Origin of the sequence: Mycobacterium basiliense, assembly GCF_900292015.1 — a bacterium.
Taxonomy (GTDB): domain Bacteria; phylum Actinomycetota; class Actinomycetes; order Mycobacteriales; family Mycobacteriaceae; genus Mycobacterium; species Mycobacterium basiliense.
The window spans coordinates 952,385-968,777 of the sequence record NZ_LR130759.1 but is presented as its reverse complement, the minus strand read 5'-3'; the positions used below and the strand labels follow the sequence as shown (position 1 = coordinate 968,777).

The window sequence follows — 16,393 nt, the reverse complement described above, 5'->3', positions numbered from 1 at the left end:
CGCCGCTCACGCGTCGTCCGCTTCGGTCGCCTGGCCGTATTGCCCTAGCGCGTCCGAGACGACTTTCTCCATATATGTCAACAGGTCCCGCATTTCGTGCAGCCGGCGGCTACGCTCCGGCGGAGCATCGCCCAGCGCCTTTAGCCCGGCGTCAGCCAGGTTCTGCAGGTCGGCCATGGTCCGGATCCGCTCACGCTCGCCGGCCGCGAAGGCGTTGGGCCGCAACCGAAAATAGGTGCGCCGATCCCCGGCGACTGCGAGCCGCTCGATGAACCCGAATTGGATCAGCATCCGGGCCGTGGTGCTGATCCCGCCGCTGCTGGCCGCCAACGCGGTCGCCAGGTCTTCCGAGGATTGCCGCTCGGGATCACAGACCAGCAACCAGCCCAACAACCGGCCTGCCAGCCGGGTCAGGCCGCTGGACTCGAAATATCCGCCCATCTGCTCGACGAATTCCATAATGTCAGCATCGGTGCCTGCACGATCGACACCGTCGTTGACGCTCACAAGTTTCACTGTACTCTGAAATTTTAGTAGATTTCTTTTGGGGCTGCGTCCGCCAGACTGGCACCATCTCATGCACAGGAGGGAAGCCACCAATGAGCGTTCCGGACTTCGCCACCGAACAAGGCGATCGGGCCGGAACACTCCGGGGCGGCGCCACGTTCGGCAAGATCCTTCGGGAACGGCGATGATAGAAAAGCTCAAACGTGCGTGGATTCCGCTGCTTATCCTGGTTGTGGTCGCTATCGCTGGCTTCACCGTCCAGCGGGTCCGCACCTTCTTTGGCTCCGAAGGCATCTTGGTGACGCCCAAGGTGTTCGCCAATGACCCAGAGCCGTACGACCCCAAGGTGGTGAAGTACGAAATCTCGGGCTCCGGCAGTTACGCCAACATCAATTACCTGGACCTCGACGCGAAGCCGCAGCGCATCGATCGTGCGACCTTGCCATGGTCACTCACCTTGCAGACCACGGCGCCCTCGGCGGCCCCTAACATCCTCGCCCAAGGCAACGGCGATTCCATCAGCTGCCGAATCATCGTCGATGACGTAGTGAAGGACGAGAGGACCGCAACCGGCGTGGACGCCCTGACCTATTGCTTTGTGAAATCCGCATGACCGCACCCACGACAGACGCGCCGACGGACTCCTTCCCGCCAGTCAAGCGCCCGGAGCGGCCGTTGATTCCGAGGCTGATCCGCACCTTCGCCGTGCCGCTCATACTTGGGTGGGTGCTACTCATTGCACTCCTCAACAGTGTTGTGCCGCAACTGGAAATAGTCGGGCAGATGCAGGCGGTGTCGATGAGCCCGGACGAGGCTCCATCGATGATCTCGATGAAACGGATCGGCAAGGTCTTTAAGGAGGGCGACTCCGACAGCGCGGCGATGATCGTGCTCGAAGGCCAGCAGCCGCTTGGTGCCGCGGCGCACAAGTTCTACGACCAGATGATCGTCAAGCTGAAAGCCGACACCAAGCACGTCCAGTCGTTGCAAGACTTTTGGGGCGATCCGCTGACCGCGACCGGTGCACAGAGCGGCGACGGCAAGGCCGCCTACGTTCAAGTGAAACTCGCTGGTAATCAAGGCGAGTCACTGGCCAACGAGTCGGTGGAAGCGGTAAAGAAGATCGTCGACGGCCTGCAGCCGCCGCCCGGCGTAAAGGTGTATGTCACCGGTTCGGCAGCGCTGGCCGCCGATCAACAGCTGGCCGGCGACCGCAGCCTGCAGTTGATCGAGATTGTCACGTTCACGGTGATCATCGTGATGCTGCTGCTCGTCTACCGGTCGATCATCACGTCGGCACTCATGCTGACGATGGTGGTACTCGGGTTGTTCGCTACCCGAGGGGGCGTGGCATTCCTGGGTTACCACCGGATCATCGGGCTCTCGACCTTTGCCACCAACCTGCTCGTGGTGTTGGCGATCGCGGCCGCTACCGACTACGCCATCTTCTTGATCGGCCGCTATCAGGAAGCGCGGGGGCTCGGCCAGGACCGGGAATCGGCGTACTACACGATGTTCGGCGGCACCGCCCACGTAGTGCTGGGCTCAGGTCTGACGATCGCCGGCGCCACATTCTGCCTCAGCTTCACCCGGCTTCCCTACTTTCAGACCCTCGGTGTGCCTTTGGCGATCGGCATGATCATCGTTGTCGTGGCGGCGCTCACCCTGGGTCCGGCGATCATCACCGTGGCGAGCCGGTTCGGCAAGCTGCTCGAGCCCAAACGGATGGCGCGGGTGCGGGGCTGGCGCAAGGTCGGGGCCGCCATCGTGCGCTGGCCCGGGCCTATCCTGGTCGGCGCGGTGGCCCTGGCGCTCGTTGGTCTGCTGACCCTGCCCGGCTACAAGACCAACTACAACGACCGCAACTACCTTCCTGCCGACCTACCGGCCAACGAAGGCTACGCGGCCGCGGAGCGCCATTTCTCGCAAGCCCGGATGAACCCCGAGGTTCTGATGGTCGAAAGCGACCACGACATGCGCAATTCGTCTGACTTCTTGGTAATCAACAAGATCGCCAAGGCCATTTTCGGGGTCGAAGGGATTTCCAGGGTGCAGGCGATCACCCGGCCGGACGGCAAACCCATCGAGCACACCTCGATCCCGTTCTTGATCAGCATGCAGGGCACCAGCCAAAAACTGACCGAGAAGTACAACCAGGACCTGACCGCCAACATGCTCAAGCAGGTCAACGACATGCAGACCAACATCGACCAGATGGAGCGGATGCACAGTCTCACCCAGCAGATGGCCGATGTCACCCACGCGATGGTCATCCAGATGAAGGGGATGGTGGTTGACGTCGAGCAGTTGCGCAACAACATCGCCAATTTCGATGATTTCTTCCGCCCGATCCGCAGCTACTTCTACTGGGAAAAACACTGCTTCGACATCCCGGTGTGCTGGTCATTGCGGTCGGTGTTCGACACCCTCGACGGCATCGACCTCATGACCGAAGACATCAACAACCTGCTGCCGCTGATGGAACGCCTGGACACGCTCATGCCGCAGATGACGGCGATGATGCCCGAGATGATCCAGACCATGAAGCACATGAAGGCCCAGATGCTCAGCATGCATTCCACCCAGGAAGGGCTGCAGGATCAGATGGCCGCGATGCAGGAGGATTCGTCCGCGATGGGCGAAGCCTTCGACGCGTCGCGCAACGACGATTCGTTCTATCTGCCCCCGGAGGTATTCGACAACCCCGACTTCAAACGCGGCCTGGAACAGTTCCTTTCGCCGGACGGGCACGCGGTGCGGTTCATCATCAGTCACGAGGGCGACCCGATGAGCCAAGAGGGCATCGAGCACATCGCCAAGATCAAAACCGCCGCCAAGGAAGCCATCAAGGGCACGCCGCTGGAGGGATCTACGATCTACCTCGGCGGTACGGCGGCGATGTTCAAGGACTTGTCCGACGGCAACACCTATGACTTGATGATCGCCGGAATCTCCGCGCTCTGCCTGATATTCATCATCATGCTGATCATCACCCGCAGCGTTGTCGCGGCCGCCGTCATCGTCGGCACCGTGGTGTTGTCCCTGGGCGCCTCGTTCGGGCTATCGGTGCTGATTTGGCAACACATCCTCGGCATAGAACTGCATTGGTTGGTGTTGGCGATGGCGGTCATCATCCTGCTCGCCGTCGGCGCCGACTACAACCTGCTGCTGGTTGCTCGGCTCAAAGAGGAGATCCACGCCGGAATCAATACCGGCATCATCCGTGCGATGGGCGGCAGCGGATCGGTGGTGACCGCCGCAGGGCTGGTGTTCGCCTTCACCATGATGTCGTTTGCGGTCAGTGAGTTGACCGTAATGGCTCAGGTGGGCACCACTATCGGCATGGGTCTGTTGTTCGACACCCTGATCGTCCGATCCTTCATGACACCATCGATAGCGGCCCTGCTCGGCAAGTGGTTCTGGTGGCCCCAGATTGTCCGGCAACGGCCCCCTGCACAGCCGTGGCCTTCACCATCATCACCACAACCCTTGGTCTCCGTCGGCGCCGACGACGGCTATCAAAAGCACTAGGCCCCGGTCTAATTCGTCGGCTCGTCACGGCTTGCCGGGGCGCCGTGCCGGCCGGCACCCGCGGCGAAGCGTCCGGCCCCCGCCAACGACTCGTGAGCCACCCGGGAAATGCTGGCGAATTCCACATCGAGAGCGGCGGATTCGGGCAGGCCCCACTGGTGCAATGCCGATAGCCGATCCGATCGCAGGCACTGTTGGGGCAACACGGCTAACTCCGCCGCGAGCGCTTCGGCCGCCTGGCGGGCTTGCCCCCTAGGCACCACCCGGTTGGCCAACCCGATCGCCAGCGCTTCATCGGCCGGTACTGCCCGGCCGGTGAGGATCATGTCCATCGCCCGGCCATGTCCGATCAGCCGCGGCAGTCGCACGGTGCCGCCGTCGATCAGCGGGACGCCCCAGCGACGGCAGAACACACCGAACACGGCATCTTCCTCGGCCACCCGCAGATCGCACCACAACGCCAGCTCCAACCCCCCGGCGACGGCGTAACCGCTGACCGCGGCGATCACCGGCTTGGACAGCACCATTCGTGACGGCCCCATCGGTCCGGGGCCGGTCCGGTGCACCGCATTGGCCTCCGACGTGCCGAAAGCTTTCAAATCGGCCCCCGCGCAAAAGGTTCCCCCATTGCCGCACAACACCGCCACCGAAGCCGTGTCGTCGCGATCGAATCGCTCGAACGCCGAGTACAGCGCGGCCGCCGTCGGGCCGTTGACGGCATTACGCGCCGCCGGCCGATTGATGATCACCGTGGTCACCGGGCCGTCCTGCTCCACCAGCACCAAATCACTCACGTGGCCTCCAAGAGTTGGGTTTTGTCACGGCGGTTCACCAGTTCGATGACGAAGTCGTGGTAGGCGGCCCGTAGCGGGATTCCCGGCCAGTCCTCGGGCAATAACTCTGCCGGCAGCATGGGATCGGTGAGCAGGTGACGCACCATCGCCGCGGCCACCACGAACCGGTCTGATACCTGCGCCAATTGAGCCATCTCGTCGAGCAGTCGGTGACCGACCTCGACCCACGCACCCAGATCCCACAGCTGCCCGGCCAATTGGGCCGGCGCGTCATCGCGGGCCTTGAGCACCCGTACCCGAGCCGCCGCATCGGGGGCGAGTTCCACGTCGAGATTGTCTGGTCGCAGCCAAACGCCTTCGCGCAGCTCACCGAAACGCTTGTCATGCATGGTGTTTCGCAGCGCGGCGCGGGTGCGCGCGTCGGTGCCGACACTCGTCACCACGACCAGGTGCCAGTCGCCATGCCAAGCCCGTACCCGAGGGCGCATGGCCTCGTCCTGGCGCCGCTGCCGGGCCAGCAGCCGGTCCGAAAGCCGATAACCATCCGCGGATCGGATCAGGTCACCCGCGCCCACCATCCGAGTCAGCGCTACCCGCAGCGTCGTCTCTTTGATACCGAAATCGGCGGTGAGCCTGACCAGCTCGCTCGCGCTGGCCCATGCGGGATGGGCGCCCAGCAGCACGCTAAGCACCACCGACCGAGCGGTCATGCGGGCCAGCGTTTTCGGCATCGCGCTACACCTGGGATGCCTGGCGACCGTAGTCGCCGAACGGTTCATCTCGGCGCTTCACCGCATCACGAAACCCATGCTCTACCGCGTCGGCGACAAACGCATGTCCCTCGGGCGTGTGCCGGGCCACGCCGTCGAAAACCGTGCTGACCATCCTGCTGGTGGCCACACCCTGTTGCAGCAGAGCCGAATTGAGTGCGAGCTTGATCATGATCAGCTGGTTGACCGGCAGGGCGGCGATTCGCTCCACCAACCGCTCGGTGCGCTCGTCAAGGTCTTTGGGGTCCGGCGCCTCAACCGCCAGACCCCACTCGGCCGCTTGCGCGCCGGTCATGCAGTCACCGGTGAACAACAACCGCTTGGCGCGCTGGTCGCCGAGCCGATGCGCCCACAAGCCGGCCGCCGGGACACCCCACACCCGCGTCGGCGGATAGCCGATCTTGGCATCGGCGGCGGCGATCACCTGATCAGCGTGCAAGGCGATGTCGGTGCCGCCAGCCACGCAGTAACCGTGGATCTTGACCACCGTCGGTTTGTCGGCATGCATCAGGCTGGAGAACCCGCGGACAAACCGGCTCATCATCTGGTAATCGATCATCGGGTCCCACGGCTGATTGGGCAGGTGGTTGACCGCCTGGGCCTTACCGTCCAGCACCGTACCGCGATATCCCCCTTCGGCGCCGGATGACGACGACCCCTCGGCATATGCCGACAGGTCGAAACCCGCGCAGAAACCCTCGCCGCGACCGGATACCAGAATGACGTGCACATTGGGATCGAGATCGGCTCGCTCCACCAGCGCAGACAACTCCAGTGGAGTGTCAGCGACGATGGCGTTGCCCTTCTCCGGCCGGTTGAAGGTGATCCGCGCAACCCGACCGGTGACCTCGTAGGTCATCGTCTTCAGGTTGTCGAAGTCGACCGGCCTGATGGCGTGTGTCATCGGCGCCGCTCCTCCTCATCGCTTCGCTCTGCATCGTCGCCGACGCGTGTCATCGGCGCCGCTCCTCCTCATCGCTTCGCTCTGCATCGTCGCCGACGCGTGTCATCGGCGCCGCTCCTCCTCATCGCTTCGCTCTGCATCGTCGCCGACGCGTGTCATCGGCGCCGCTCCTCCTCATCGCTTCGCTCTGCATCGTCGCCGACGCGTGTCATCGGCGCCGCTCAGCCCTTTACCAGGGCCCGCTCGAGGATCGGCGCCAGATCCAGCCCGGCGGGCATGGTGCCAAACGCGCCACCCCACTGACCGCCGAGGCGGGTGGTCAGAAAGGCCTCGGCGACCGCGGGATGCCCGTGCCGCACCAGCAACGAACCCTGCAGGGCCAGGCAGATATCCTCGGCGACCTTGCGGGCACGGTACTGGATGGTGTCGAGATCACCCAGTTGCTGACGCAACCACTCGACGTGTCCGTCGAGTCGGGCGTCCTGCCCAACGCTTTGGGTCAGCTCATCAAATAGCACCTCGACGCATTCCGGCCGAGTCGCCATGGCCCGCAACGTATCCAGCGCGCTGACATTGCCCGACCCTTCCCAGATGCCCATGAGCGGGGCTTCACGGTACAACCGAGGCATGCCGGAGTCCTCGACATAACCGTTGCCCCCCAGGCACTCCAACGCCTCCGCGGCGTGGGGGGTAGAGCGCTTGCACACCCAGTACTTGCTGGCCGCCAGGCCGATGCGACGCAGCAGCGCTTCGCGCTCGTTTCCACGCACCGCCTTGTCGGTGGCACCGGCCATCCTCATCGCGACGATGGTGGCGGCCTCGGCTTCGACCGCCAGGTCGGCCAGCACGTTGCGCATCAGCGGCTGGTCGATCAGATAGGCGCCGAAGGCCTTTCGGTGCTGGGCATGGTGCATGGCTCGGGTCAGCCCGGTGCGCATGCTGGTGGCGCTGCCCAGCGTGCAGTCCAGCCGGGTGAGGTTAACCATCTCAATGATGGTCGCGACACCGCGACCCTCGTCGCCGACCAGCCACGCAGTTGCGGCGTCGTATTCGACCTCGCTGGAGGCATTGGCGTGATTACCCAGCTTGTCCTTGAGACGCTGCAACAACATCCGGTTGCGGGTACCGTCGGGCAGGATGCGCGGCAGCATAAAACATGACAACCCACCGGGCGACTGCGCGAGCACCAGGAAGATGTCACACATCGGTGCCGAGGTAAACCACTTGTGACCGGTCAGGTGGTAGGTGCCGTCAGCGTTTCGAGTCGCCTCGGTGGTGCCGGCGCGTACGTCGGAGCCGCCCTGTTTCTCGGTCATTGACATACCGGCGGTGATGCCAGCCTTCGTCGTGGCCAGCCTCAACTCCGGGTCATATTCCCGACTGGTCAGCAACGGTTCGTAGACGGCTGCCAGCTCCGGGTTGGCGCGCAGCGCCGGCACAACGGCGTAAGTCATCGAAATCGGACAGATGTGACCGGGTTCAACAGTCCATACGGAAGTCTTGGCGGCCCGCACGACGTGCGATCCCGGCCGCTCGTCGGCCCACGGCGCGGCATGCAGGCCGTGCCCTATCGCGGTACGCATCAACTCGTGGTAGGCGGGGTCGTACTCCACTTCGTCGATCCGGTGTCCGAAGCGATCGTGGGTGTGCAGCATCGGCCGATTGCGGTCGGCCAACTCGCCCCAACGCTGAGCTTCCTGGCCGCCCGAGATCGCCCCGAGCTGGTTCACCTCTTCCAGGCCCCACTGTCCGCCCTCGCGGATCAGCGCTTCGACCAACATCGGAGAGGTCGCGGGATTGTGGTTCTCCAGCGGCGGAACCTGATTGGTGACGACGTGCGTATCTGACATAGGGTCAATGTTACATTTTTTCGACAACCGCACAAGACGTGTAACGTCGATGACGTCACGCACGTCAGCGGGGATGGGCGGCGAAGAATTCCCACAGCATTTCGGTAGCCATTGTCGGCCACTCATGGCCACCGTCATCGACGGTGACCAGCACGACACTGCGATTGTTCGCACAACCCGCCGTCGAAATAGTGACCAACCCGCTGGTCGTGACGGTCGGCGCAGCACATTGATCGACATTGCGCCAGAACGCATTCAAATCCTGAACCGACGGTCCGTCGATCCGCGAGGCGATGCCCGCGCCAGGCCCACCCGAGTAGCGCACCAGTGGATCGCCGGTGCCGTGGACATGCATGACCGACACCGGATGCGGCGATTGGCAGGGATCCAACTGCGTCCCCGAAACGGGGCCGATCGCGGCGAACGAACCGGTGTTGCACGCCAGCGTGTAGGACATGATTGCGCCGTTACTCATCCCAGTGGCATACACCCGCTTCGGATCCACGCCGACGTTTCGGCCGATCTCGTCCACCGCCGCGCTGATGAATGCGACGTCGTCGACACCATCGCGCGCGGACCGGCCGCAGCACCCGCCGCCGTTGGCATTCCAGGCTCGGTTCAGGCCGTTCGGGTAGGCCACGACAAACTTCTCCGAGTCAGCCAATTCATCCCAGTCGTAGGATCTTTCGGCCTGCTTCGCGCTGCCGAACCCGCCGTGCAGCATGACAACCAGCGGAGCCGAACGAGGCAATCCCGCCGGCCGGAAGAGCCGGTAGGTGCGGTCCACTCCGCCGACGTTGATCGTGTGGAAGGTAATGCCCGTGCCGAAGCCACCGGGCGGCGGTGCCCGGTGCGCACATCCGACCAGCACCAGGACCACACCCAGCACAGTGACCACGCGATGGACCACGGGTTAACAGTAAGCGTAGGATCGCCCCAGCGCGCCCCAACCGGCCGGGGAATCAGCCGTTGGCTTTTTCCCGCAGAAATGCGATGTCGTCTTTGCGACCTTCGTCGGCGGTTTCACAGATGACCGGCGCATCGGCGGCCTTGACCGCGGCCACCAGCAACTCCGGATCGATCTGTCCGGCGCCCAGGTTGGCGTGACGGTCACGACCAGATCCCGCCGCATCCCTGGAGTCGTTGCAGTGCACCAGGTCAATGCGACCGGTGATGGCCTTGATGCGGTCTACGGCATCCACCAGCTCCTCACCCGCCGCCCACGCGTGACAAGTGTCCAAACAAAAGCCGATACCCAGGTCGCCAATGACGTCCCAGAGCCTGGCGATGGTGTCGAAACGGCGAGCCATAGCGTGGTCACCGCCCGCGGTGTTCTCCAGGTACACCGGTACGTCGGTGTGCAGCTTGTCGAGCGCCTTACGCCAGCGCTGAAAGCCCTCGTCGAGCTCGCTGTCGTCGCCAACGTGGCCGCCGTGCACGATCACCGCCGCCGCACCGATGTCCGCCGCCGCATCACAGGTCTGTTGCAAGATCTTGCGCGACGGGATGCGCACCCGATTGTTCGCCGACGCGACATTGATCAAGTAAGGCGCGTGCACATAGATGGGCAGCGCCGCGGCTCTGAGCTGGGCGGCGTCTTCGCGCGGCTTGGGCGCTTTCCAACTCTGCGGATTGCCAAGGAAAATCTGCACTACGTCAGCGTCTTCGGCCTGCGCTGCGGCCAGCGGATCCTGTGGACTGACATGCGAACCGATGAGCACCAAGTCAGTCTAGCGACGCGTCGATGTCGACTTTGCCCTCCGCCGAAACATTGGAAATCGGTGCGGCAGCGCCGGTCGAAATCAGTGTGGGTCGACAGGGAGCGGGCGGGGGCGCGAGCACCGAAGTCAGGCCAACGTCGGCGGTGCCCACAGCACCTAGCGCACTGGTTTCGTCCGGCGTCGTCGGCTTACCTGACCTCGGCCCCGGATGCCGCTGCCGCCCATGAGCGCCTGCTCAAGCTCGGCGCAGGAGATGTTCGCTAGGGGGATAGGATGCCCGCGGGCCGCGCTTCGCCGACGCCCGTGAATTCGCTGGTGTTGTGGAGGATGAGGATTTGGCATCTCTTTCGGTCGGGCGCGGCATCGCCGACATCACCGGTGAGTCGGCCGACTGCGGCATGCTCGGCTACGGCAAGACCGATCAACGCACCGCCGGTATCCACCTCCGCTTGCGGTCACGAGCGTTCGTGTTTGACGACGGGAACGCGCGGTTGTTGCTGGTGGTGGCCGATCTGCCGATGCCGATGCGAAACGTCACCGATGAGGTGTTGCGCCGGTTGGCAGAAACATATGGCGACACCTACTCGCAGCGAAACACGCTGATAACCACGACGCACACCCATGCCGGGCCCGGCGGCTACTGCGGCCTGTTGCTATACAACTTGTCGACGAGCGGTTTTAGGCCGGCGACGTTTGCAGCGATCGTCGACGGAATCGTGGAATCGGTGGACCATGCCCACCGCGACCTGGCACCGGCCGAAGTGACGTTGTCGCATGGCGAATTGCACCAAGCAAGCATTAATCGCTCACCGTCGGCATTCGACCGCAACCCTGCCGCCGATCGGGCGTTCTTCCCGAACCGCATTGACCCCCAGACAACGCTGGTCGGTATCAATCGCGGTGATCACACCGTGGGCGCGATCCACTTTTTCGCCACCCACGGCACCAGCATGACCAACCACAACCGGCTCATCTCGGGAGACAACAAGGGCTTCGCCGCCTACCACTGGGAACGCGTTGTCGGGGGCGCGGACTACCTGGATGGTCAACCGGACATCGTCGCCGCCTTCGCGCAGACGAACCCCGGCGACATGAGCCCGCATGTCGACGGGCCCATCGCGGGCGACGCGGTATCGGAGCGCGAGTTGGAGAACACGCGCCAGATAGGTCTGTATCAGTTCGAGGATGCTGTTGAGCAGTTGCCCGGCGCAACGCCGATCGGCGCTGGCATCGATGCACGGTTCACCTATGTGAATCTCAGTTCCATCCACGTGCGTGGCGAATACACACCGGATGGTCAGGAGCACTGCACCGGCCGCCCCATGATCGCGGCCGCAACCATGGCGGGGACGGACGAGGGCGAAGGGTTCCGCGGCTTTCATCAGGGACGAAACCCATTCTGGGACAAATTATCCCATTCGATCTACCGCCTTGCACGCTCATTGCGCGCAGCGCAGGCTCCCAAAGGCATCGTGGTGCCCGCGCATGTGCTCAATCGGATCCATCCCTTTGTCGAGGAAATTGTTCCCGTACAACTGGTGCGGATCGGACGCTTGTACCTGATCGGCATCCCGGGCGAACCGACCATCGTTGCGGGACTTCGGCTGCGCCGCACGGTAGCGTCGATCGTCGGTGCCGAACTGGCCGACGTGCTCTGCGTGGGCTACAGCAACGCCTACATCCACTATGTGACCACGCCCGAAGAATACGTCGAGCAGCGCTACGAGGGCGGCAGCACGTTGTTCGGCCGATGGGAATTGCCCGCGCTGATGCAGACCGTGGCCGGGCTGGCCGAGGAGATGCGAGACGGACGTCCCGTCGCACAGGGCCGCCAGCCCAAGCACACCGAAGCGCTGAGCTGGTTGCGCGCCGCCCCGGCGGACACGGGCGAGTTCGGGGCGGTTGTCTCCGAGCCGGAGGCGGCCTACCGATCCGGTCAAAAGGTGTCGGCGACATTCGTCAGCGCGCTGCCGAACAACGATCTGCGCCGCGGCGGCACCTATCTGGAAGTGGTCCGCTACGACGGCGAGCGCTGGGCTCGAGTCGCCGACGACGGCGACTGGACCACGAGCTTCCGCTGGCAACGCGAGGGGCGATCCGGCTCGCGCGTCAGCATTTGCTGGGATATTCCCGGTGATGCCGCGCCGGGGCAGTACCGCATTGTCCACCACGGCACCGCACGTGACCAGGACGGCACGCTCAGGCCCTTCACCGCAACCAGTCGCGAGTTCACAATCGCCTGAGGCGGAGCCCACCTCCCTCGCGAGCAGACGCAGAATCGCATCGCGAGGGTCCCTCGCGTGCGATTCTGCGTCTGCTCGGCGGGCCAGCTAGCGGTAGTCGCTGTAGCCGTAGTCGTCCAGCGGAACGGCAGCACCGGTGGCCTGACCGAAGTCCGGGCTGTAGTACTGGTCCTCGTAGGACGGGATCGTGTAGGCGGCGGCGCGTGCCTCTTCGGTCGGCTGAACCTGGATGTTGCGGTAGCGGTTGATACCGGTACCGGCCGGGATCAGCTTCCCGATGATCACGTTCTCCTTCAAACCGTTGAGCTTGTCGCTGCGGCAGTTGATCGCCGCATCGGTCAACACTCGCGTGGTCTCCTGGAACGACGCCGCGGAGAGCCACGAGTCGGTGGCCAGCGACGCCTTGGTGATACCCATCAGCACAGGACGCCCGGCCGCGGGCTCGCCGCCCTCGGCCACCACCCGGCGATTCTCCGCCTCGAACTCCGCACGGTCGATCAGCGAGCCGGGCAGGAACTCCGTCGAGCCCGAGTCGATGATGGTGACCCGGCGCAGCATTTGGCGAACGATCACCTCGATGTGCTTGTCGTGGATCGACACACCCTGCGCCCGGTAGACTTCCTGGACCTCGCGGACCAAGTGGATCTGCACCTCGCGCGGGCCCTGAACGCGCAGCACCTCGTGCGGGTCGGCCGAGCCTTCCATCAGCTGCTGGCCCACCTCGACGTGGTCGCCGTCGGACAGCACCCGCTCGGAACCGTCCTCGTGCTTGAACACCCGCAGCCGTTGCCGCTTGGAGAGCTTGTCATAGACGACTTCCTCGCCGCCGTCGTCGGGGACGATGGTGATCTTGTAGAAGCGCTCCCCGTCCTCGAGACGAACCCGGCCGGTGACGTCGGCGATGGGCGCCTTGCCACGGGGAACCCGGGCCTCGAACAGCTCCTGCACACGCGGTAGACCGCCGGTGATGTCCTCACCGACACCGCCCTGGTGGAAGGTACGCATCGTCAGCTGCGTGCCGGGTTCACCGATGGACTGGGCGGCGACGATACCGACCGCCTCGCCGATGTCGACCAGCTTGCCGGTGGCCATTGAACGCCCGTAGCAGGTCGCACACACACCGGTGCCGGTGGTGCAGGTCAGCACCGAACGCACCTTGACCTGGGTGATACCGGCGGCCAGCAGGGCGTCGATCTCCGGGTCGCCCAGGTCCTCGCCGCGCGCGACGATGACGTTGCCGGCCTCGTCAACCGCGTCGGTGCCCAGGGTCCGCGCGTACGCCGAGGTTTCGATGTACGGGTCGCGGATCAGAGACACCGTGCCATCAAGCCCGGCCTGACGCTCGGCCAGCTCGACAAGGATGCCGCGTTCGGTCTCGCAATCGTGCTCACGCACGATGACGTCCTGGGACACGTCCACCAGACGGCGGGTCAGGTAACCCGAGTCGGCGGTACGCAACGCGGTGTCCGCCAGACCCTTTCGAGCGCCGTGAGTGTTGATGAAGTATTCCAGCACCGTCAGGCCCTCGCGGAACGAAGACTTGACCGGACGCGGTATGAACTCACCCTTCGGGTTGGTCACCAGACCCTTCATGCCGGCCAGCGTTCGAGTCTGGGTGAAGTTACCCGTGGCGCCCGAGTCGACGATCGTGATGATCGGGTTGTCGCTTGGGTAGTGCTCGCGCAGTGCCTGACCGACCTCGTCGGTGGCTTCCTTCCAGATCTCCACCAGCGCCTCGTTGCGCTCGTCGTGGTTCAAAGCGCCACGCTGGAACTGCTTTTCCACCTTGTCCGCGCGCTCCTCGTACTGGTCGAGGATCTCCTTCTTGCGCGGCGGTACCAACACGTCGGCCATCGAGACCGTGACACCGCTGCGGGTCGCCCAGTAGAACCCGGCGTCCTTGAGCTTGTCCACGGTCTGGGCGACCACAATCATCGGGTAGCGCTCGGCCAGGTCGTTGATGATCGACGCCTGGACCTTCTTGTGCATCTGCTTGTTGACAAAGGGGTAGCCCAGCGGCAGCAGCTCGTTGAACAGCACCCGACCCAACGTGGTCTCGGCCGTCCACGCATCGCCCGGCTGCCAGCCATTGTGGCCAAACAACGCGTCCTCGATCTCGGCCGGCGGCCGCAGCTGAGTCAAACGCACCTTGATCTTGGCCCGCACCGAGAGCACGCCGCGGTCAGCGGCCATGATGGCTTCGGCCGGCGACGAGTACGCACCGGTCTCCGCGCTGTCTTGGGCGGCCGGCTGGTATTCGCCTTTGTCCCCGTCGACCTCGGTGGTCAGGTAGTACAACCCGGTCACCATGTCCAGCCGCGGCATGGCCAGCGGGCGGCCCGATGCCGGCGACAAGATGTTGTTGGACGACAGCATCAGGATGCGCGCCTCGGCCTGCGCCTCCGCGCTCAGCGGCAGGTGCACCGCCATCTGGTCACCGTCGAAGTCGGCGTTGAATGCCTCACACACCAGCGGGTGCAGCTGAATCGCCTTGCCTTCCACCAGCATTGGTTCGAAGGCCTGAATGCCCAGCCGGTGCAGGGTCGGTGCACGGTTCAGCAGCACCGGGTGCTCGGCGATGACCTCCTCGAGCACGTCCCACACCTGCGGACGCTGTCGCTCCACCATTCGCTTGGCGCTCTTGATGTTCTGCGCGTGGTTGAGGTCGACCAGCCGCTTCATCACGAACGGCTTGAAGAGCTCCAGCGCCATCAGCTTGGGCAGGCCGCACTGGTGCAGCTTGAGCTGGGGACCGACCACGATGACCGAGCGGCCCGAGTAGTCGACACGCTTACCGAGCAGGTTCTGCCGGAACCGGCCCTGCTTGCCCTTGAGCAGATCCGATAGCGACTTGAGGGGCCGGTTACCCGGACCGGTAACCGGCCGACCGCGACGGCCGTTATCGAACAGCGCGTCCACCGACTCCTGCAGCATCCGCTTCTCGTTGTTGACGATGATCTCGGGGGCGCCGAGGTCGATCAGCCTCTTGAGTCGGTTATTGCGGTTGATCACGCGGCGGTACAGGTCATTCAAGTCCGACGTAGCGAACCGGCCGCCGTCGAGCTGCACCATCGGGCGCAGCTCCGGCGGAATCACCGGGACCGCGTCAAGCACCATGCCCATCGGTGAGTTGCCCGACTGCTGGAAGGCGGCGACTACCTTGAGACGCTTGAGCGCACGAAGCTTCTTCTGTCCCTTGCCGTTCCGGATCACATCGCGAAGCGAGTCGGCCTCGGCGTCGATGTCGAAGTTCTCGATAAGCTTCTGAATCGACTCGGCACCCATGGCGCCGGTGAAGTACTCGCCATACCGGTCGATCAGCTCGCGGTAGAGGTTCTCGTCGACGATCAGCTGCTTGGGCGCCAGCTTGGTGAACGTGCTCCAGATGTCCTCCAGCCGGTCCAACTCACGCTGGGCCCGGTCGCGGAGCTGACGCATCTCACGCTCACCGCCGTCACGCACCTTGCGCCGCGCGTCGGCCTTGGCACCCTCGGCCTCCAGCTCGGCCAGGTCGGCCTCCAGCTTTTGCGCACGCGCCTCCAGATCGGCGTCCCGCTGGTCCTCGACCGCCTTGCGTTCTACCATCATTTCGGCTTCGAGCGTGGACAGCTCGTTGTGCCGCATCTCGTCGTCGACCGAGGTGATCACATAGGCGGCGAAGTAGATGATCTTTTCCAGATCCTTCGGCGCCAGGTCCAGCAGGTAGCCGAGCCGGCTGGGCACTCCCTTGAAGTACCAGATGTGCGTGACGGGCGCGGCCAGCTCGATGTGGCCCATCCGCTCACGACGAACCTTGGCGCGGGTCACCTCCACGCCACAGCGCTCACAGATGATGCCCTTGAAGCGCACCCGCTTGTACTTGCCGCAGTAGCACTCCCAGTCGCGAGTCGGTCCGAAGATCTTCTCGCAGAACAGGCCGTCCTTTTCCGGCTTCAGCGTCCGGTAGTTGATCGTCTCCGGCTTCTTGACCTCGCCGTAGGACCATTGCCTGATGTCCTCCGCGGTGGCGAGGCCGATACGGAGTTCATCGAAGAAGTTGACGTCGAGCACGTAACTCCCTTTCCCCTTGCGGG

The 16,393-nt window shown here is 64.2% G+C and carries 11 protein-coding genes; 3 read left to right on the top strand and 8 right to left on the bottom strand.

Annotation, left to right across the window (positions count from 1 at the left end; translation table 11 throughout):
* Nucleotides 1-6: 6 nt before the first annotated feature.
* Nucleotides 7-507 carry a GbsR/MarR family transcriptional regulator gene (locus MB901379_RS04195; RefSeq protein WP_158015496.1) on the bottom strand — a complete coding sequence of 167 codons (501 nt, stop codon included), beginning with the start codon at nucleotides 505-507 and terminating at the stop codon, nucleotides 7-9.
* A 184-nt stretch (nucleotides 508-691) separates the two neighbouring features.
* On the opposite strand from MB901379_RS04195, the gene MB901379_RS04190 reads away from it, so the two are divergent.
* Together MB901379_RS04190 and MB901379_RS04185 are read left to right on the top strand one after the other, a co-directional pair.
* A complete protein-coding gene (locus tag MB901379_RS04190) occupies nucleotides 692-1,120 on the top strand; it encodes an MmpS family protein (RefSeq protein WP_158015495.1) in 429 nt (142 codons plus the stop codon).
* A complete protein-coding gene (locus tag MB901379_RS04185) occupies nucleotides 1,117-4,038 on the top strand; it encodes an MMPL/RND family transporter (RefSeq protein WP_158015494.1) in 2,922 nt (973 codons plus the stop codon). The genes MB901379_RS04190 and MB901379_RS04185 overlap by 4 nt, the downstream gene beginning before the upstream one ends.
* Nucleotides 4,039-4,046: 8 nt before the next feature.
* On the opposite strand, the gene MB901379_RS04180 is transcribed toward MB901379_RS04185, so the two are convergent.
* The 6 genes from MB901379_RS04180 to MB901379_RS04155 form a co-directional block, all read right to left on the bottom strand.
* Nucleotides 4,047-4,832 (bottom strand): crotonase/enoyl-CoA hydratase family protein, encoded by a 786-nt coding sequence (locus MB901379_RS04180; RefSeq protein ID WP_158015493.1) that lies wholly within the window; start codon nucleotides 4,830-4,832, stop codon nucleotides 4,047-4,049.
* The gene (locus MB901379_RS04175; RefSeq protein ID WP_158018934.1) at nucleotides 4,829-5,551 is read right to left on the bottom strand and encodes a PaaX family transcriptional regulator C-terminal domain-containing protein; all 723 of its coding nucleotides are present in this window, start codon (nucleotides 5,549-5,551) and stop codon (nucleotides 4,829-4,831) included. Before MB901379_RS04175 ends, MB901379_RS04180 begins: the two co-directional genes overlap by 4 nt.
* A 16-nt stretch (nucleotides 5,552-5,567) precedes the next feature.
* Complete coding sequence (locus MB901379_RS04170; RefSeq protein ID WP_158015492.1) at nucleotides 5,568-6,506, bottom strand: crotonase/enoyl-CoA hydratase family protein; 939 nt, start codon at nucleotides 6,504-6,506, stop codon at nucleotides 5,568-5,570.
* A gap of 221 nt (nucleotides 6,507-6,727) precedes the next feature.
* The gene (locus tag MB901379_RS04165; RefSeq protein ID WP_158015491.1) at nucleotides 6,728-8,356 is read right to left on the bottom strand and encodes an acyl-CoA dehydrogenase family protein; all 1,629 of its coding nucleotides are present in this window, start codon (nucleotides 8,354-8,356) and stop codon (nucleotides 6,728-6,730) included.
* A 64-nt stretch (nucleotides 8,357-8,420) separates the two neighbouring features.
* Nucleotides 8,421-9,266 (bottom strand): extracellular catalytic domain type 1 short-chain-length polyhydroxyalkanoate depolymerase, encoded by an 846-nt coding sequence (locus MB901379_RS04160; protein ID WP_158015490.1) that lies wholly within the window; start codon nucleotides 9,264-9,266, stop codon nucleotides 8,421-8,423.
* 52 nt (nucleotides 9,267-9,318) lie between these two features.
* Entirely contained in the window at nucleotides 9,319-10,077 is a 759-nt protein-coding gene (locus MB901379_RS04155) for a deoxyribonuclease IV (RefSeq protein WP_158015489.1), read from the bottom strand.
* Between the two features lie 335 nt (nucleotides 10,078-10,412).
* On the opposite strand from MB901379_RS04155, the gene MB901379_RS04150 reads away from it, so the two are divergent.
* Nucleotides 10,413-12,320: a neutral ceramidase gene (locus tag MB901379_RS04150; protein WP_269462775.1), complete on the top strand. Its 1,908-nt coding sequence runs from the start codon at nucleotides 10,413-10,415 to the stop codon at nucleotides 12,318-12,320.
* Between the two features lie 87 nt (nucleotides 12,321-12,407).
* Here the strand turns inward: MB901379_RS04150 and MB901379_RS04145 are convergent, their stop codons facing one another.
* A complete protein-coding gene (locus tag MB901379_RS04145; protein WP_158015487.1) occupies nucleotides 12,408-16,370 on the bottom strand; it encodes a DNA-directed RNA polymerase subunit beta' in 3,963 nt (1,320 codons plus the stop codon).
* Nucleotides 16,371-16,393 lie beyond the last annotated feature (23 nt).